17 protein-coding genes are annotated in these 16669 nt (G+C 67.6%); 10 read left to right on the top strand and 7 right to left on the bottom strand.

Features of this window, described 5'->3' with window-relative positions; genetic code table 11:
• Nucleotides 1-2 precede the first annotated feature (2 nt).
• Both AC25YV_RS10155 and AC25YV_RS10150 read left to right on the top strand, forming a co-directional pair.
• Nucleotides 3-1295 (top strand): cytochrome P450, encoded by a 1293-nt coding sequence (locus tag AC25YV_RS10155; protein ID WP_488123720.1) that lies wholly within the window; start codon nucleotides 3-5, stop codon nucleotides 1293-1295.
• A gap of 240 nt (nucleotides 1296-1535) precedes the next feature.
• Nucleotides 1536-2726, top strand: a complete 1191-nt coding sequence (locus AC25YV_RS10150) for an ice-binding family protein (RefSeq protein ID WP_488123815.1) — start codon at nucleotides 1536-1538, stop codon at nucleotides 2724-2726.
• Nucleotides 2727-2858: 132 nt separating this feature from the next.
• Here the strand turns inward: AC25YV_RS10150 and AC25YV_RS10145 are convergent, their stop codons facing one another.
• The 3 genes from AC25YV_RS10145 to AC25YV_RS10135 form a co-directional block, all read right to left on the bottom strand.
• Nucleotides 2859-3755: a TerC family protein gene (locus AC25YV_RS10145; protein ID WP_488123719.1), complete on the bottom strand. Its 897-nt coding sequence runs from the start codon at nucleotides 3753-3755 to the stop codon at nucleotides 2859-2861.
• A 65-nt stretch (nucleotides 3756-3820) separates the two neighbouring features.
• Nucleotides 3821-4801: an SRPBCC family protein gene (locus AC25YV_RS10140; RefSeq protein WP_488123718.1), complete on the bottom strand. Its 981-nt coding sequence runs from the start codon at nucleotides 4799-4801 to the stop codon at nucleotides 3821-3823.
• Between the two features lie 2 nt (nucleotides 4802-4803).
• On the bottom strand, nucleotides 4804-5187 hold the full coding sequence (locus AC25YV_RS10135; protein WP_488123717.1) for an ArsR/SmtB family transcription factor: 384 nt from the start codon (nucleotides 5185-5187) through the stop codon (nucleotides 4804-4806).
• A 146-nt stretch (nucleotides 5188-5333) separates the two neighbouring features.
• Between AC25YV_RS10135 and purL the strand changes: the two genes are divergently transcribed.
• From purL to AC25YV_RS10115, 4 genes are read left to right on the top strand one after another with little or no spacing between them, the layout of a single operon-like run.
• Nucleotides 5334-7676: a phosphoribosylformylglycinamidine synthase subunit PurL gene (purL, locus tag AC25YV_RS10130; RefSeq protein ID WP_488123716.1), complete on the top strand. Its 2343-nt coding sequence runs from the start codon at nucleotides 5334-5336 to the stop codon at nucleotides 7674-7676.
• 10 nt (nucleotides 7677-7686) lie between these two features.
• Nucleotides 7687-7818 carry a hypothetical protein gene (locus tag AC25YV_RS10125; protein WP_488123715.1) on the top strand — a complete coding sequence of 44 codons (132 nt, stop codon included), beginning with the start codon at nucleotides 7687-7689 and terminating at the stop codon, nucleotides 7816-7818.
• A 46-nt stretch (nucleotides 7819-7864) separates the two neighbouring features.
• Nucleotides 7865-8758, top strand: a complete 894-nt coding sequence (locus AC25YV_RS10120) for a hypothetical protein (protein WP_488123714.1) — start codon at nucleotides 7865-7867, stop codon at nucleotides 8756-8758.
• Complete coding sequence (locus tag AC25YV_RS10115; RefSeq protein ID WP_488123713.1) at nucleotides 8758-9492, top strand: hypothetical protein; 735 nt, start codon at nucleotides 8758-8760, stop codon at nucleotides 9490-9492. The genes AC25YV_RS10120 and AC25YV_RS10115 overlap by 1 nt, the downstream gene beginning before the upstream one ends.
• A gap of 60 nt (nucleotides 9493-9552) precedes the next feature.
• On the opposite strand, the gene AC25YV_RS10110 is transcribed toward AC25YV_RS10115, so the two are convergent.
• Genes AC25YV_RS10110 through AC25YV_RS10100 form a run of 3 tightly spaced genes read right to left on the bottom strand, consistent with a single transcriptional unit; the run spans nucleotide 9553 to nucleotide 12763 of the window.
• Entirely contained in the window at nucleotides 9553-10473 is a 921-nt protein-coding gene (locus tag AC25YV_RS10110; RefSeq protein WP_488123712.1) for a glycine betaine ABC transporter substrate-binding protein, read from the bottom strand.
• 44 nt (nucleotides 10474-10517) lie between these two features.
• The gene (locus tag AC25YV_RS10105) at nucleotides 10518-11450 is read right to left on the bottom strand and encodes an ABC transporter permease (protein ID WP_488123711.1); all 933 of its coding nucleotides are present in this window, start codon (nucleotides 11448-11450) and stop codon (nucleotides 10518-10520) included.
• Nucleotides 11450-12763, bottom strand: a complete 1314-nt coding sequence (locus AC25YV_RS10100) for a quaternary amine ABC transporter ATP-binding protein (RefSeq protein ID WP_488123710.1) — start codon at nucleotides 12761-12763, stop codon at nucleotides 11450-11452. Before AC25YV_RS10100 ends, AC25YV_RS10105 begins: the two co-directional genes overlap by 1 nt.
• 335 nt (nucleotides 12764-13098) lie before the next feature.
• Between AC25YV_RS10100 and AC25YV_RS10095 the strand changes: the two genes are divergently transcribed.
• Genes AC25YV_RS10095 through AC25YV_RS10085 form a run of 3 tightly spaced genes read left to right on the top strand, consistent with a single transcriptional unit; the run spans nucleotide 13099 to nucleotide 15079 of the window.
• A complete protein-coding gene (locus AC25YV_RS10095; protein ID WP_488123709.1) occupies nucleotides 13099-13485 on the top strand; it encodes a GntR family transcriptional regulator in 387 nt (128 codons plus the stop codon).
• Nucleotides 13482-14387, top strand: coding sequence for an ABC transporter ATP-binding protein (locus AC25YV_RS10090; RefSeq protein ID WP_488123708.1), 906 nt, complete (start codon nucleotides 13482-13484; stop codon nucleotides 14385-14387). Before AC25YV_RS10095 ends, AC25YV_RS10090 begins: the two co-directional genes overlap by 4 nt.
• Entirely contained in the window at nucleotides 14384-15079 is a 696-nt protein-coding gene (locus tag AC25YV_RS10085; RefSeq protein WP_488123707.1) for a hypothetical protein, read from the top strand. The genes AC25YV_RS10090 and AC25YV_RS10085 overlap by 4 nt, the downstream gene beginning before the upstream one ends.
• A gap of 30 nt (nucleotides 15080-15109) precedes the next feature.
• Here AC25YV_RS10085 and AC25YV_RS10080 read toward each other — a convergent pair whose 3' ends face one another.
• Complete coding sequence (locus AC25YV_RS10080) at nucleotides 15110-15406, bottom strand: chorismate mutase (RefSeq protein WP_488123706.1); 297 nt, start codon at nucleotides 15404-15406, stop codon at nucleotides 15110-15112.
• A gap of 50 nt (nucleotides 15407-15456) precedes the next feature.
• Here AC25YV_RS10080 and AC25YV_RS10075 point away from each other — a divergent pair, with 50 nt between their 5' ends.
• Nucleotides 15457-16644, top strand: coding sequence for an AI-2E family transporter (locus tag AC25YV_RS10075; protein WP_488123705.1), 1188 nt, complete (start codon nucleotides 15457-15459; stop codon nucleotides 16642-16644).
• Nucleotides 16645-16669: the final 25 nt, after the last annotated feature.

Below are 16669 nucleotides of genomic sequence, written 5' to 3'. Positions count from 1 at the left end.
GGATGTTCGACACCGACCAGCCCTCAACCCATCCCCTTCGTGAAGACGGCGCGTCGTTGCTCGTGCGGGGCTTCGGCCTCAGCGCGCACATCTGGAGCCGCGTGCGCGACGGCGCCAGGTCGGCGCCGATGCGACTGCTCGCCCAGGACGCGATGCTCGTGCGCGGCGCCGAGGGCGTCGCCCTGTTCTACGACGACGAGCGCATCGCCCGGCACGGCGCGATGCCGAAGATCGTGCAGAACACGCTCTTCGGCAGCGACTCGTTGCACAGCCTCGACGGAGCGGAGCACCGCCACCGCAAGGCGACCTTCGTCGACGTCGCCTATGAAGACGCGCAGGTGGAGCGGTTGACGCCACTCCTCGACCAGGAATGGCAGCTCGAGCTCGACGCGTGGCTCGCCGGCGGCGAGCGCAGTGCCTATGACGCGGCGGTCGACGCCTTCGGGCGGGCGATCATGCGCTGGGCCGGGCTGCCCGGCACGCCGGACGCCCAGACGCGCTGGGCCGCTCGGCTCGCGCAGATCGTCGACGGTTTCGGCGCGCCCTACTCGCCGTCGTTCGTTCTCGCGCAGGTGAACCGGGTCTGGTCCGACCGGCACGCCGCGCGCCTCATCGAAGCGGTCCGCGAGGGTCGCCTCGAAGCTGCGGAGGGCACGGCGCTGCACGAATGGGCGTGGCACCGGGATCCGGCCGGCAAGCGCCTGCCTGCCAAGCTCGCCGGGGTGGAGCTGCAGAATGGCCTGCGGCCCATGATCGCCGTGGCCCGTTTCGTCGCCTTCGCAGCGAAGGGACTGCACGATCACACCGAATGGCGCGAACGAATCGCCGCCGAGACATCGGAGCGGGGCTCGCTGGTGGGCGGTCCCCTCGCGACGGCGTTCGCGCAGGAGATCCGCCGCACCTCGCCCTTCGTGCCGATGCTGCCGGGCTGGGCCCTCACCGACGTCGAGCTCGACGGTCTCGAACTCGCGGCAGGTGGACGCGTCGTGCTCGACATCCTCGGCACCGACACGGACGACCGCTCGTGGGACCGCGGCGACGAATTCGACCCCGAGCGCTTCGTCGGCGTCGAGGACTACGAGGCCCTCGCCGCGTTCGTGCCGCACGGTGGCGCAACGGTTGCGGATGGCCACCGGTGCCCCGGCGAGAAGCTCGCGATCGCCGGCCTCGCCGCCGCCGTCGCGACCCTCAGCGACCCGCGACTGACCATTCTGGGCGAGGGTCTCGACGTGAATCTGCGACGGCTGCCGACCAAGCCGCGCTCCGGGGGGCGCATCCGCTGCCCCTTCCACTGAGCGCTCGCGACACCACCCATCGACGGATCGCCAGCCGTGTCCTCAAACGTCACGATCAGGTAGACTTTCTGCTCGATCCTCGGCGCGGGCGGGTAATGAGTGCTAGATCTGGGCTAGACGGAGATGCTGTTGACCTTGGTTGACGATCTTTGTTACCCCTAGCGAAAGAGATCGAATAATTTGGTCAAGCCCCCCTCACGTTCAGCCCTGACCACCGTCATCGCGGGCCTCGTCGCCCTGATGCTCCTGCCTGGAACGGCGGCGTTTGCGGACACGAAGATCGACGGTCCGGTCAATCTCGGCACCGCCGCGCCATTCTCGGTTCTTGGCGCATCGACAGTGACGAACACGGGACCCTCGACTCTCAGTGGCGACCTGGGCCTCAGCCCTGGCTCCGCGATCACGGGATTCGGGCCCGGGATCGTGAACGGAACCATCCATGCCACCGACGCGGTCGCAGCGCAAGCGCAGGTAGACCTGACGACGGCGTACGGGATTGCAGCCAGCCTGACTCCGACCGCAACCGGGCTGGGCGACCTCACCGGACAGTCACTGACACCGGGGGTTTATTCGGGAGGCGCACTATCCCTCACCGGCGCCTTGACGCTGGCAGGCACGGCGGAATCGGTATGGGTGTTCCAAGCAGCGTCGACGCTGACTATCAGCTCCGGTTCGATCATCACCGTGACGGGTGGTGGCAGCGCGTGTAACGTGTTCTGGCAGATCGGCAGCTCCGCGACGATCGAGCCCGGCGCCCAGTTCGTCGGGACCGTCATGGCCAACGAATCCGTCACCGCACAGACGGGGGCGACCATTGCGGGCCGCCTGCTCGCTCGAACCGGCGCCGTCACGCTCGACACCAACACCATCACCACACCGACCGGCTGCGCCCCGGCCGGAGAGGTGAGCACGAGCCCCGCGATCACATCCGCCGCACCGACGGCCGGCACCGTCGGCGACACCTACTCGCACACGATCACCGCGTCTGGGACACCGACCGTCACATTCACAACCTCCAGCGGCGCACTCCCGCCGGGCCTCACGCTGGACGCCACGACGGGCACGATCGCCGGAGAACCCACCGTCGCCGGAACCTACACATTCGACATCACCGCTTCGAACGGCACCGCCCCAGACGCGGTTGCCACGTACACGGTTACCGTCGCAGCAGCAGCAGCAGCAGCAGCGACAGCGGCAGCGGCAGCGGCAGCAGCAGGCGGCAACACTGATGCCGCGCCTCCTGAACTTGCCGAGAGTGGAGCGGAAGCCCCCACGGCCACGCTCTCCATCCTTCTGATAGCTGCCGGGCTGGGTTTCGTGTTCTACGCCCGCCGTCGAGCCGACCGTGCCGCGGAAGTACCCGCCACGCCCATCCGCCGGACCACGTACTTCCTCCATCACCCGGACACGGCCGACCGTTCCGGCACCTGAGACCGCATCGCCGTGGCCCGGTTCGTCGCCTTCGCGGAGGTCAATCTGCGACGGGTGCCGACCCAGCCGCGGTCGGGCGGTCGCATCCGCTGCCCCTTCCACTGAGCGCCGCGCCGCGCCGCGGCCTGCGTGTCACCCCAGGCCGCGGCGCTCCTCGCCCGGGGTCACCTCACCGTCGACGGGCTTGCGGGACAGACCGACCGAACCTGCACCCGGCGCCGTCGACAGGGCCGCCGCGACGGCGATCGATTCGTCGACATCGGGGTACCGCGGTCGCAGCTGCACGGCGCTGCTCGCTCGGTGCGCCCGCTTGGCCTTGCGCGAGGCGGCGAACAGGTTGAGCGCCTCGACGAAGATCGCGAACGCCATCGGGCCGTAGATGAGGGCCTTGTCGATGTGGAAGCCGAAGCCCTCAGCGATGAGGAACACGCCGATCAGCAGGAGGAACGACAGAGCGAGCATCTTGACCGTGGGGTGTGCGTTGACGAACTCGAAGATGAACTTCGCAGCGAACAGCATGATGCCGAACGACAGCACGACCACCGTGATGATGATGAGCATGTTGGTCGTCATGCCGACCGCCGTGATGACCGAGTCGAGCGAGAAGACGAGGTCGAGCACGAGAATCTGCGCGATGACCGATCCGAACGTCACGCCCTTGCCGTTCGAGGTGCCCTCGGACTCCTCGGCACCCTCGAGCTTGTGATGGATCTCGGTGACCGCCTTGTAGACGAGGAAGAGACCACCCGCGATGAGGATGAAGTCCTTCCACGAGAACCCGAGGTCGCCGATCGAGATGATCTCCTCGGTCAGCGTGATGAGCCAGCCGGCGAAGAAGACCAGGATGATGCGCATCAGCATCGCAAGCGTGAGCCCCAGGTTGCGCGCCTTCGCCTGCTGCTCCTTGGGCAGCTTCGACGAGAGGATCGAGATGAAGATGACGTTGTCGACGCCCAGCACAACCTCGAGCACGAACAGCGTCAGAAAGACGGCGATGAGGTCGGGGGTGAACGCAAAAGAGAAGTCCATGGCGCGATATTAGGGCCGGGAAGCCGCTTCTCCCCGACGGCTTGCGGCACACCGCGCCGTCGTGATCATGCTTCGGTGAGCACGCGCTCCAGTCGCGCATAGCTCGACTCCATCCCGTCGGCCATGCCGGTCGCCAGCACCATGTCGCGCGTCGCGCTGTCGGGGTACTCGATGAGCGTCGTGATGAGCGTCGCGCCGTCTTCCTCTTCGAGCTGCAGATCGTTGAGCGTCGATGGATAATCGGTGCCCGTCATGTGCTCGGTCGTCACACCGCGGCGCGGCGGTTCGCTGAGCACCGTCTCACCGTCGAATCCGAAGCGTTCCCCCTCCACGCCCGGCAGAGGCTCCCACTCGTACCGATACCGCCCGCCGACCGAGAGGTCGACGTCGCACACCGACATGCGCCAGCCATCGGGCCCCAGCATCCACTGCCGGATCAGGTCGGGCTCTGTGTGCGCGCGCCAGACGAGGTCACGCGGTCCTTCGATCAGCCGCGTGATGCGCACGTGGGTGTCATCGAGGATCTCGGTGCGCGTGCCCTTGCCGGCCGCATACTCGCGCAGCCCTTGCAGCACGCGGTCGAGCTGGTTGATCGCCATCCTCGATCCCTCGACGGCTCCGAACGCGACGACCTGCTCGAGGGCGTCGGCCGAGTCGAAGTACGTCGTGTTCACCAGCCGCGACCCGGTGTCGGTCGCTTCGAACCGGAAGGCGACCCGCATGGCGGGCATCCCCTCGAGCGGCGCGCCGTCATCGTTGACGAAGTTGTCGAGCACGGTGAAGCCGCGCGGCTCGTCGATCTCGAGGAACTCCCACGACCCCGATGACGTCTCGCCCTGCGGGCTCGTCATCGTGTAGACGGCGCGCCCTCCGACCGAGAGGTCGAACGTCGGAAAGCTGGCCGGCCATCCGGGCGGGCCCCAGAACCGCTCGAGCTGGCTGGGATCGGTGAACGCGGTCCAGAGCCGTTCGACGGGCGCGTCGAACTCGGCCGTGAGCGTCATGGTGAGCGCTTCGGGGTCGGTCGTGACTTCGGTGACAGGCATGATCAAGCTCCTTCTTGTGCGGAGGGTTCGGACGGTTTCACGTGCTCCGGCGCGGGGCCGGACAGGAGCGAGTCCAGACGAGAGATGCGGGCACGCCAGAGTTCTTCGTAGCGTGCGAGCAGGGAACGGGCGCGAGCGATCATGACCGGATCCGCTCGCACGAGTCTTTCGCGCCCTTCGGCGCGCTTGATGATGAGACGCGCCGCCTCGAGCACCGCGACGTGCTTCTGCACCGCGGCGAACGACATGTCGTAATCAGCAGCCAGAACCGAGATCGACAGTTCGTCGTCGATCGTGCGCCGCACGATGTCGCGCCTCGTCGTGTCGGCGAGCGCCTGGAAGACGCGGTCGATCTCGTCATCGCTGGGTTCCTTTTGCACAACCATTTGGTTGTACGTTACGCTCGGGATGCCGCGAGCACAAGCCCTTCTTCGCGCGACGTGCTGCGGGGTCACGGCGTGGGCACGACGCCCCCCGCCCCGGAACTAGACTTGGGGCGTACGGCACCCCTTGATTCCTGGAGCTGAGCCGCGTGACCACCCCCCTGCAGAATTCCGCGGCCGTCGCCGACACCGTCGAGAACGCCGCCGCCACCCCTGAGAAAGAGCAGCCGTACGCGGCGCTCGGACTCAAGGACGACGAGTACGCCGAGATCCGCCGGATCCTCGGCCGCCGCCCCACATCCGGTGAGCTGGCGATGTACTCCGTCATGTGGAGCGAGCACTGCTCGTACAAGTCGAGCAAGATCTACCTGCGCAAATTCGGCCAGAAGGTCTCGGACGAGATGAAGACCCGCCTCATGGTGGGCATGGGTCAGAACGCGGGCGTCGTCGACATCGGCGAGGGCTGGGCGGTCACCTTCAAGGTCGAGTCGCACAATCACCCGAGCTACATCGAGCCGTTCCAGGGCGCGGCGACCGGCGTCGGCGGCATCGTCCGCGACATCATCTCGATGGGCGCGCGCCCCGTCGCGATCATGGACCAGCTGCGCTTCGGTGCGATCGACCACCCCGACACGGCCCGCGTCGTGCACGGCGTGACGAGCGGCATCTCGTTCTACGGCAACTGCCTGGGCCTGCCCAACATCGGCGGCGAGACGGTCTTCGACTCGGTGTACCAGGCGAACCCGCTCGTGAACGCCCTCGCCGTGGGCGTGCTGCGTCACGAAGACCTCAAGCTCGCCAACGCCTCGGGCGCGGGCAACAAGGTCGTGCTGTTCGGAGCCCGCACGGGCGGTGACGGCATCGGCGGCGCGTCGATCCTGGCATCCGACTCGTTCGATGAGGCCGGTCCGACCAAGCGCCCCGCCGTTCAGGTGGGCGACCCGTTCGCCGAGAAGGTGCTCATCGAGTGCTGCCTCGAGCTCTACCAGGGCGAGCTGGTCGAGGCGATCCAGGACCTCGGTGCCGCGGGCATCTCGTGCGCGACAAGCGAACTGGCCGCCAACGGCGGATCGGGCATGCGCGTCGACCTCGAGAGCGTTCTGCTTCGCGACTCCACGCTCACTCCCGAAGAGATCCTGATGAGCGAGAGCCAGGAGCGCATGATGGCGATCGTCGCGCCCGAGAAGCTCGACGCGTTCCTCGCCGTCACCTCCAAGTGGGATGTCGAGACGAGCGTCCTGGGCGAAGTCACGGGCGACGGACGCCTGCAGATCTTCTGGCACGGCGAAGAGATCGTCAACGTCGATCCGTCGACGGTCGCGGTCGACGGACCCGTCTACGAGCGGCCCGTCGCCTACCCGACGTGGATCGACGCCCTGCAGGATGACTCCGCGTCGGCGCTGCCGCGTGCCCTCGACCCCGACACGCTGCGTCGTCAGTTCCTGCAGCTCGTCTCGAGCCCGAACCTCGCCGACACGTCGTGGATCACGAACCAGTACGACTACTACGTGCTCGGCAACACGGCGCTGTCCTTCCCCGACGACGCCGGCATGATCCGCGTCGACGAGCAGTCCGGTCTCGGATTCGCGATCGCCACGGACTGCAACAGCCGCTTCTGCCAGCTCGACCCGTACCAGGGCGCCAAGCTGGCCCTCGCCGAGGCATACCGCAACGTCGCTGTGACGGGCGCGATCCCGACCGCCGTCACGGACTGCCTCAACTTCGGCAGCCCCGAGAACCCCGAGGTCATGTGGCAGTTCTCGCAGACCGTCGACGGCCTCGCCGACGGATGCCTCGAACTCGGCGTCCCCGTCACGGGAGGCAACGTCTCGTTCTACAACCAGACCGGTGACCAGCCGATCTTCCCGACCCCCGTCGTGGGCGTGCTCGGGATCATCGACGACGTCGCGCGCCGCATCCCTTCGGGCTGGCAGGATGCCGGCGAGAACATCTACCTGCTCGGTGTCACCTCGACCGAGCTCAGCGGATCGCAGTGGGCGGGTACCGTGCACGGTCACCTCGGCGGTCGTCCGCCCGCGGTCGACCTCGGGCAGGAGCGCAAGCTCGCCGAGCTGCTGCACGCCGCAGGACAGCAGTCGCTCATCTCGTCGGCGCACGACCTGTCCGGCGGCGGACTCGGGCAGGCCCTCGGCGAGGCCGTGCTGCGCTTCGGCGTCGGCGCCCGCGTGTGGCTCGACGAGATCGTCGAGCGCGACGGTGTCGACGTCGCGACGGCGCTCTTCTCGGAGTCGACAGGCCGCGTCCTCGTCACCGTTCCGCGCGAAGACGACGTCAAGTTCCGCGGGCTGTGCGAGGGTCGCGGCTATCCCGTGCTGCGCATCGGCGTGACCGATTCGCCGAGCGAAGACGGCGTCGCCGCTCTCGAAGTGCAGGGCCTGTTCACCGTGCCGCTGCCCGAGCTGTACGAGCGGGCGACCTCGACGCTGCCCGCCGCGTTCGGCCCTACGGTCGCCGAGCCGGTCGCACGCTAACCTGATCGGCATGAGCGACGACGAGTACGGCAACTACGACGACGCACGGCAGCGCCGGATCAAGACGGTGGCGTGGGTGGTCATCGTCTCCCTCATCCTCGTCGGCGGTGGCGCGACCGTCATCGCCCTGCTCTTCGGCTGATCCCGGCGACCTCCCGCGCGTCGGGTGCGGCGGTTAGCATCGGAGGGTGGAGCCGCTTCTGGTGTTCGTCGCCGAGTTCTGGTGGATCGCGCCTGCGACCGCCGGTGCCGCGGGCGTCGGCTATGCCGCTGCGACCACGCGCCGACGACGGTCGAAGGGCACGATGAGCAGATGGCGGGCCAAGCGGCTCGAAGTCGAGGCAGCTCGCCACGATGTGCAGCTCGCGTATCGCGGCATGCTCGAGGCGCGCGCCGAGGTCCGCGCCGCGCAGGCCCGGGTGCAGCTGGCACAGGCGCATCGCGCGAACCCGATGCCGGGCGCGCCGAGCGTCGCCGATGCGAAGCGCGACCTGCAGCGCGCGCGCCAGGCGTACAAGAGCGCGACGATGGCGCTGCGGGCCTCCCGCACCCACGTCAAAGCGGTCGATGCCCGGCGGGTGGCCGCGGGACCGAATGATCCCCTGCCGCTGGAGCGGCTTCTGCACGAGCACGACGCCATCACGGCGCGGTGGCTCGAGTATGAGACCGATCCGCTCGCCCTCATGTCGTTTCCCCAGATGAGCGACGCCAACCACCCGGCGACGCTCGCATTCCTGCGGGCGCAGAGCGACGCCCACCGGCTTCGTCCCGCCCAGCCGCTCGCGCGCATGCGTCCCGAGGAATATGCCGCCTATCGGGCCGCCATCGCGCGATACGGCGCCGCGTTCGCCTATGCCGAAGCCGAGGCCCGCCTCGCCGGAGCAGCGGCAGCAGCACAGACGCGGACGCCACGCCCCGGCGGCGCTTCGCGCGCGCCGCGCCCCACGACCGCTGTCGAGCCCGGTCATCCCGGCGACACAGCGCGCGCGGCGGCGTCCGACCCTGCCCCACCCCCGACGCAGCGGACCGTGTGGCCGATCCCCGCCCGCACCTCACGGCCTTCGGGCGAAAAGAGATCTTGATGGAGACCCTCGTCACCCTCTGGGAGGGGTACTGGTGGTTGATCTTCCCGCTCGGCGGCGCAGCTGTCGGCGTGGCAGGAAGTGCCGCCCGCTCGTGGGAGCGACGCGCGAAGCGCCGCCACAAGCAGAAGCTCGAGATACTGAAGGCCCGCAGCGAGCTTCGCGCGGCGAGTGCGTCAGGAGCGGTAGTCGCCGCGCCACAGGAGTCGCAGGCCACGCAGCTCGCGAGGCTCTTCGCAACGCACGATGCCGTCATGGCTCGCTGGCTCGACTATGAGCTCGACGTCGCCAAGCTCATCGCCTTCCCCGCCATGAGCGACGGCCGCCAGCCGCTGACGGCCGCGTTCCTGCGGGCGCAGCGCGCAGCCGATGCTCTGCGACCCGCGTCTCCCAAAGCCCGCGTGACCGCCGACGAGCTGGCGGAGTACCGCAATGCCGTCATCGACTACGAAGTGGCCTTCGACGTCGCCGAGCGGGATGCCCGCCGGCTGAAGGCCTCGACATTCAGCGAGAGCGAGCGGCGCCGCCTCGACAAGGCTCAGCAGCTGCTCACGATCGCGGTCGATCAGGCCGCGACACCGGCGGAACGCCAGGTCGCCTACAAGCGCGTGCGCGAAGAGCTCGACGGACTGATCTCGCTGTCCGACGACGCGATCGAGGGGCTCGAGAGCCAGGTCTCGCTGCAGCTGCCCTCCGCGCCGAGCCCCGGCATCCGACCCCCGCGCCCGGCCTGACGGGCGCGCGAAACGACGAACGACCCCGGCGCAGGCGCCGGGGTCGTTCGGTTCAGACCATCAGTTCGTGATGACGGTGTCGAATGCGTCGGGGTTCGCGTCGAGCCATGCCTGGACCGCCTCGCGCTCCTGGCCCTCGTCGAACTCGTTCACGACGAGGTCTTCGAGCGCGCCGTACTGCGCGTCGTCCAGCTGAATACCGGCGATGAGATCGGCGGCCTCGCCGCAGCGGTCCGAGAAGCCCTCGGTGCCCAGGAAGTGCAGCGCCTCGGGGTCGCCCATGGCGCCGAGCGGATCTTCGAGGTCCTTGATATCGAACGCGTCGCTGGCCCAGAACGGACGCCACAGCGTCACGACGATGTCCTCCTGCGCATCGATCCGGCTGTCGAGCTCGGTGAGCATGGCCGCGGTCGACGACGTCACCAGCTCGTACTCGCTGTCGAGCCCGTAGGCGGGCATCATCTCTTCCTTCGCCTGGCGCGTGAGGCCGGCGCCCGGCTCGATGCCGTAGATCGTGCCGTTGAAACGGTCGGCGTTTCCGACAAGGTCTTCGATCGAGTCGATGTCCATGTACGTCGGCACCGCGATCGTGAGCTTGGCGTTGTCGTAGTAGGCGCCGAGGTCTTCGATGCGGTCGCCGTACTCATCCATGTAGGCGGAGTGGGTCAGCTCGGGCCAGGCCGACGGATAGATGTCGATGTCGCCCTCGGCCAGAGCCGTGTAGAGCGGGCCGGCCTCGGTGAGCGTGTTCATCTCGACCGTGTAGCCGAGCTTCTCGAGCTGGTTCTCGAGCAGGTATGCCGTGCTCAGGCCGTCCGTCCACGAGGGGAGGAAGCCGAGCGTGATCGTGCTGCACTCGTCGGCCGCGCCGGCGTCGGCGCCGTCGGATCCGTTGTCACCGTTGTCGCTGCTGCAGCCGGCGAGCACGAGGCTCGTTGCCGCGCCGAGTGCCAGGAATGCAGTGATGTTGCGGGGTTTCATATGATCTCTTTCTTTTCGTATACGTTCATGCGTTCCGTATGTGTTCACGAGGCGGGTACGGGGACCGTCTCGATCGCGGGTGCCTCTGCTGAGGCCTTCTCCCGTGCCTCGCGGTGCCGGGCGAGCATGCCCAGCAGCGACGAACGGTAGTCATGGGGGTTGCCGAGAGCCGCTGTGACGCGGTCGAGGAAGATCGCGACGAAGACGACGCTGAGGCCTGCTTCGACGCCCTGCGGCACGTTCAGGGTGGATACCGCCGCCACGACCTCTTTGCCGAGGCCGTCGGCCCCGGCGATGCCTGCGATGACGACCATCGACAACGCGAGCATGATGACCTGGTTGACGCCGGCCATGATGGTCGGCATCGCGAGGGGCAGTTGGATGCCGCGCAGGATCTGCCCGGGCTTGGCGCCGAAGGCGTACCCCGCTTCGACTGTCTCGGAATCGACGCCCCGGATGCCGAGCTCGGTCAGACGCACTCCTGCCGGCAGCGCGAAGATGACGGTGGCGACCATGCCGGGCACGACGCCGATGCTGAAGAACACGATCGCGGGGATCAGGTAGACGAACGCGGGCATCGTCTGCATGAAGTCGAGGACCGGCTTCACGATCCTGCTGACCGTGGTGTTGCGCGCCGCCCAGATTCCGAGAGGTATCGCGATCGCCACGGCGACGACCGTCGCGACGAGCACGAGCGCGAGAGTCTGCATCGAGGCCACCCACATGTTCATGCCGACGATGAGCACGAACGTGATGACGGTGCCGACCGCGACCTGCCACGAGCGCACCAGCCACCCGATCAGGGCGAAGAGAAGGATCGCGAGCGGCACGGGGGTGGCCAGCAGCACGTCGGTGAGCCCCGAGACGAGCCAGCGCGCGCCATCGGCGACACCGTCCAGCAGCCAATCGAGGTTCGCTTTGATCCAGTCGATGACGGCCTTCGCCCAACTGCCGATCGGAATCCGGAAGCCATCCATCAGCGCACCGCCTCGCCGTCGCCGGCCTCTTGGGCGACGGCGTCGGCCTCACCAAGGACGGCGTCGATCTCGGCCTGCGGAACGGGCGGCAGCGGCAGCGCGATCTCTTCCGTCGCACCGGGGCCGGGGCCGAGCGCGGCGAGCAGCGTCACGCGGGGGATGACGCCGACGAGGCGGTCTTCCGTGTCGGTGACGGCCAAGGGCAGCGGCGACTCGACCGCCGGCACGAAGAGGTTCATGAGCACTTCGTCTTCGCGCACGCTCTGCGGCACAGGCTTGATGATCGAGGCGAGGGTCGTCGTGCCCTGTCGTACGAGCCTGACGGCGTCGCGATCGGTCACGATCCCCAGCAGGCGCCGGTCGCGGCCCATGACGTACAGGGCGGACATGTAGGCATCCCGCATCTGGCGCAACGCCGTGCGCGGCCCGGCCGTGTCGGTGACGACGGGCCGCGGTCGCTCCATCACGTTGGCAGCCGTGAGCACGCGCGCGCGGTCGACATCCTGGACGAACTGCTCGACGTAGTCGTTCGCGGGGTCGGTGAGGATGTCTTCGGGGGTGCCCGTCTGCACGATGCGCCCGTCGCGCATGACGGCGATCCGGTCGCCGAGGAACATCGCCTCGTTGAGGTCGTGCGTGATGAAGACGATGGTCTTCTGCAGCTTCTGCTGCAGCTCGAGCAGCTGCTCCTGCATCTCGCGGCGGATGAGCGGGTCCAAAGCGCTGAACGCTTCGTCCATGAGCAGGATGTCGGTGTCGGCGGCGAGCGCTCGCGCGATGCCGACGCGCTGCTTCATGCCTCCCGACAGCTGGGCCGGCAGCTTGTCGCCCCAGCCCGTGAGCCCGACGAGCGCGAGCATCGCGTGGGCCTTGGCGACGCGCTCGGCCTTGGACACTCCGCGCAGCTCGAGGGGATAGGCGACGTTCGCGGCGACGGTGCGGTGCGGCAGCAGAGCGAAGTGCTGGAAGACCATCGAGATCCGATCGCGACGCAGCTCGCGCAGACGATTCGGCGGGATGTCGGTGATGGGGTCGCCGTACACCGAGATGGTGCCGGCCGTGGCGTCGTGCAGCCCATTGAGCATCCGGATGATGGTGGACTTGCCGGACCCGGACAAGCCCATGATGACGAAGATCTCGCCCGGGGCGACGGTGAATCCGGCATCGATGACGGCCGCCGTCCCGACGTCGCTCACGTCGGCCCGGGACTCGCCGGCGCGGAGCCGCTTGACGGCATCCCTCGGGTTGCGTCCGAAGACCTTGTAGATGTTCCGTGCCTCGATGGCGGGAACGGTGTCAGGTGCTGTGCTCACGTGCTTCGCCTCGGCCGCGTCCTGCCTCGGAGCGGCATCGGTTACGCCCGGGTGACGATCCTGGATGCGCCTGCACTGACATGAAGGGTCAGAAGGCCGCGCGCGGCGACACACATCGGGTCCGTCGCCTGGACCGCCGACCGTACGCCCCCCGTCGCCGGCTCCCAGAAGGTGCGGCATGGCGGTCGCGGACTGGTCGTGCGTGGCCTCGGAAGGCCTCGACCGACCCTAGTCGGCTGGCTTGGAGTCGCCCAAATCCGCGGGGCGGTTGACAAGCGGTCGGCCTTGATGCATGGTTAGCTAGTCAAGTAAGTAACCAACCCAGTGAGGTTCATGTGATCGCTGACGGCAGAGCGCTGTTCCTGCAGATAGCGGAACGCGTCGAGGACTCGATCGTCGACGGCAGCCTGGCCGAAGAGAGCCAGGCCCCGTCCACCAACGAGCTGGCCGCCTTCTACCGCATCAACCCCGCGACGGCCGCGAAAGGGATCAACATGCTCGTCGACAAGGGCGTGCTCCACAAGCGTCGCGGCATCGGGATGTTCGTCGCCGACGGCGCGCGCGAAATGCTCCTGTCGGAGCGCCGCGCCGCGTTCGCCGAACGCTACCTCGACCCGCTTCTGGACGAGGCGCGCACGATCGGACTCGACGCCGCCGACCTCGCTTCTCTGCTGCGAGACCGCGCAGCGCGAAAGACCACCATGGAAGGACCCGCACGATGAACCCAGTGATCGAGGTGAAGAACCTCACGAAGCGGTACCGCGAGACGCTCGCCGTCGATGACGTGAGTTTCACGATCGAGAAAGACCGGATCTACGGACTCCTCGGTCGCAACGGTGCCGGCAAGACGACGGTCATGTCGATCCTCACGGCGCAGAACTTCGCGACGTCGGGCGACATCCGCGTCTTCGGCGCCAACCCGTACGAGAACGCGCGGGTCCTGCAGCGGATGTGCTTCGTGCGGGAGAGTCAGAAGTACCCCGAGGATGCGACGCCGCGGCACGCCTTCCGCTCGGCACGCCTGTTCTTCCCGAACTGGGATCAGGAGCTCGCAGATCAGTTGATCGACGACTTCCAGCTGCCGCTCAAGAAGACGATCAAGAAGCTCTCCCGCGGTCAGCTCTCGGCCGTCGGCGTGGTGATCGGACTTGCCGCTCGCGCCGAGATCACGTTCTTCGACGAGCCCTACCTCGGTCTCGACGCCGTCGCTCGGCAGATCTTCTATGACCGGCTCCTCGAGGACTACGCCATCGTGCCGCGGACAGTCATCCTGTCGAGCCATCTCATCGACGAAGTGTCCAATCTCATCGAGCGGGTCCTCGTGATCGACCGCGGCCGCATCGTGATGGACGAAGACACCGACTCGGTGCGCGATCGGGCCACGAACATCGTCGGCGACTCGGCAGCCGTCGACGCCTTCGTCGTCGGCCGTGAGGTGATCCACCGCGAGAGCCTGGGCCGCGTCTCATCCGCGACGGTGCTCGGTGCACTCAGCCCCGAGGACCGCGCACGCCTCACCGCGGCGGGTCTCGACGTCGCGCCCGTCTCCCTGCAGCAGCTCATCGTGCGCATGACACAGCACGCGCAGGAAAAGTCCACCCTCGACGAAGGAGCACTCCGATGAGCCGCACCCTCAATGTCGTCCGCATGCAGCTGATCAACCGTCAGACCTACATCTGGGTTCCCCTGCTCGTGCTCGTCGGCTCGCTCGTCATCACCCTGGGGATCTACGGCATCATCTCGAACGCGGGCGTCGCCACCGCGATGTACGGCGGCGGCGCACAGGCCCCGCTGTGGTACTTCGCCATCGTCGGTGCGCAGGCATTGACGATGACGTTCCCCTTCTCGCAGGCGATGAGCGTCACGCGGCGGGAGTTCTATCTCGGGACGCTTCTCACGGCGATGCTCACGTCGGCGATCCTCGCCCTGATCTTCGTCCTCGGCGGGCTGTTCGAGCAGGCCACGAACGGCTGGGGCATGAACGGGTACTTCTTCTATCTGCCCTGGGTCTGGGAGGGCGGCCCCGCCGCCGCGGGCCTGTGCTTCTTCACCCTCGCCATGCTGTTCTTCATCGTGGGGTTCTGGGGCGCCACGATCTTCAAGAGGTTCGGCACGGCCGTGCTGACGACCGTGATCCTCGGAATCTCTCTGATCCTTCTCGGGCTGCTGTGGATCGTGGGGCAGCAGAACGCCTGGTCCGACCTCTTTTCGTGGATCATGGCGACGGGCGCGCTGGGGCTCGCACTGTGGGGATTCGCGCTGATCGCCGTACTGGCCGGGACGTCGTATCTGACATTGCGACGTGCCACTCCGTAGAGCGGATGCCGCCGAGGCGGCCGGCGGGCCTCAGCGCCCGTCGGCCGCTTCGGTGTGGTGGCGGATGACCTCGGCCACGACGAAGTTGAACCACTTCTCGGCGAACGCCGGATCGAGGTCGGCGTCTTCGGCCAGACGGCGCAGGCGCTCGAGCTGCTGCTCCTCGCGAGCGGGGTCGGAGGGCGGCATCCCATATTCGGCCTTCAGCTGACCGACCTGCTTCGTGCACTTGAAGCGCTCGGCGAGCAGAAAGATCAGCGCAGCGTCGACGTTGTCGATGCTGCTGCGCAGACGCAGCAGCATCGTTGTCGGGTCCTCGTCGCTCATGCGTCGAGATTACCCTCGCGGCAAGGCCCGCCGGCTCTAGAGTGTGACCCATGACCGATGTTCCGGATGCGTCCACTCCGCCACCTGCATCACCCCTGCCTTCGGGCACGGTGGCCGCGCCGCCCGCACACGATGTGCCGGCAGAGGCGATGCTGACTTCCACCGGAGAGGCACCGGCCTCGCGCAGCTACTGGACGACGCTCAATCGTCCCTTCGTCGCGGGGTTCTTCCTCGTGCTCGGCGGGCTCGCGGCGGTCGCCCTCGGCCTGGCCATCACGAACCTCTCCACCGTCCTGATCTACATCGTGTTCGCGCTGTTCGCGGCGCTCGGGCTCGACCCGATCGTGCGATGGCTCGAGAGGCACTCGGTGAAGCGCTCGTGGGGCATCGTCATCGTCTACACGGGCTTCGCGATCCTCATGGCCGGCGTGCTCCTGCTCATCGTGCCGACGGTCATCCAGCAGATCGCGCAGTTCGTCAAGGACGTGCCGTCGCTCATCGGCGACTTCCAGAAGTCCGACCTGTACCACTCCCTGCAGGAGAACTTCGGCGACCAGGTCGGCACGATCCTCAACCAGGTCCAGTCGTTCATCACCAACCCCTCGAACATCGCATCGATCGGCGGAGGACTGCTGCAGGTCGGCGCCTCGATCGCCACGACGATCTCGGGCCTGGTCATCGTCCTCGTGCTGAGCCTGTACTTCCTCGCGTCGCTGCCGACGATGAAGAAGGCGTTCAACCGCGTGTTCGCCGCACGCAACCGCCCGCAGGCCAGCGCACTCACCGATGAGATCACCGACTCGATCGGTGGCTACCTGATGGGGATGGTCATCCTGGCGTTCTGCAACTCGATGGTTGCGCTCATCCTTCACCTCGCACTGGGGCTGCCCTTCCCCGCGCTGATGGCCGTCGTCGCGTTCTGCATCACGCTCATCCCGCTCGTCGGTTCGGTGCTGTACTGGGGAACAGCGACGATCATCGCCCTGTTCACGGGATGGCTGCCGGCCCTGCTGTTCGCGGCGATCTATCTCGTTTACATGCAACTCGAGGCATACGTCCTCACTCCCCGCGTCATGAACCGCACCATCTCGGTGCCGGGATCGCTCGTCGTCATCGGCGCGCTCGTGGGCGGCACGCTGCTCGGCCTGCTCGGGGCGCTGGTCGCGATCCCCGTTACCGCATCGATCCTGCTCATCATCAAGCAGATCCTGATCCCGAAACAGGACGCGAAGGTCTAGCGCCGAGCCGAGTCTCGTCGACCGG

This window comes from Microbacterium sp. Y832 (assembly GCF_057669765.1).
The sequence above is the reverse complement of the archived record's forward strand: the minus strand, read 5'-3'. Positions and strand labels throughout refer to the sequence as shown.

Coding starts and splice junctions, on each gene's coding strand:
- AC25YV_RS10155 (WP_488123720.1), top strand. CDS start 3: ATGTTCGACACCGACCAGCCCTCAACCCATCCCCTTCGTGAAGACGGC.
- AC25YV_RS10150 (WP_488123815.1), top strand. CDS start 1,536: ATGCTCCTGCCTGGAACGGCGGCGTTTGCGGACACGAAGATCGACGGT.
- AC25YV_RS10145 (WP_488123719.1), bottom strand. CDS start 3,755: ATGGACTTCTCTTTTGCGTTCACCCCCGACCTCATCGCCGTCTTTCTG.
- AC25YV_RS10140 (WP_488123718.1), bottom strand. CDS start 4,801: ATGCCTGTCACCGAAGTCACGACCGACCCCGAAGCGCTCACCATGACG.
- AC25YV_RS10135 (WP_488123717.1), bottom strand. CDS start 5,187: ATGGTTGTGCAAAAGGAACCCAGCGATGACGAGATCGACCGCGTCTTC.
- AC25YV_RS10125 (WP_488123715.1), top strand. CDS start 7,687: ATGAGCGACGACGAGTACGGCAACTACGACGACGCACGGCAGCGCCGG.
- AC25YV_RS10115 (WP_488123713.1), top strand. CDS start 8,758: ATGGAGACCCTCGTCACCCTCTGGGAGGGGTACTGGTGGTTGATCTTC.
- AC25YV_RS10110 (WP_488123712.1), bottom strand. CDS start 10,473: ATGAAACCCCGCAACATCACTGCATTCCTGGCACTCGGCGCGGCAACG.
- AC25YV_RS10105 (WP_488123711.1), bottom strand. CDS start 11,450: ATGGATGGCTTCCGGATTCCGATCGGCAGTTGGGCGAAGGCCGTCATC.
- AC25YV_RS10090 (WP_488123708.1), top strand. CDS start 13,482: ATGAACCCAGTGATCGAGGTGAAGAACCTCACGAAGCGGTACCGCGAG.
- AC25YV_RS10085 (WP_488123707.1), top strand. CDS start 14,384: ATGAGCCGCACCCTCAATGTCGTCCGCATGCAGCTGATCAACCGTCAG.
- AC25YV_RS10080 (WP_488123706.1), bottom strand. CDS start 15,406: ATGAGCGACGAGGACCCGACAACGATGCTGCTGCGTCTGCGCAGCAGC.
- AC25YV_RS10075 (WP_488123705.1), top strand. CDS start 15,457: ATGACCGATGTTCCGGATGCGTCCACTCCGCCACCTGCATCACCCCTG.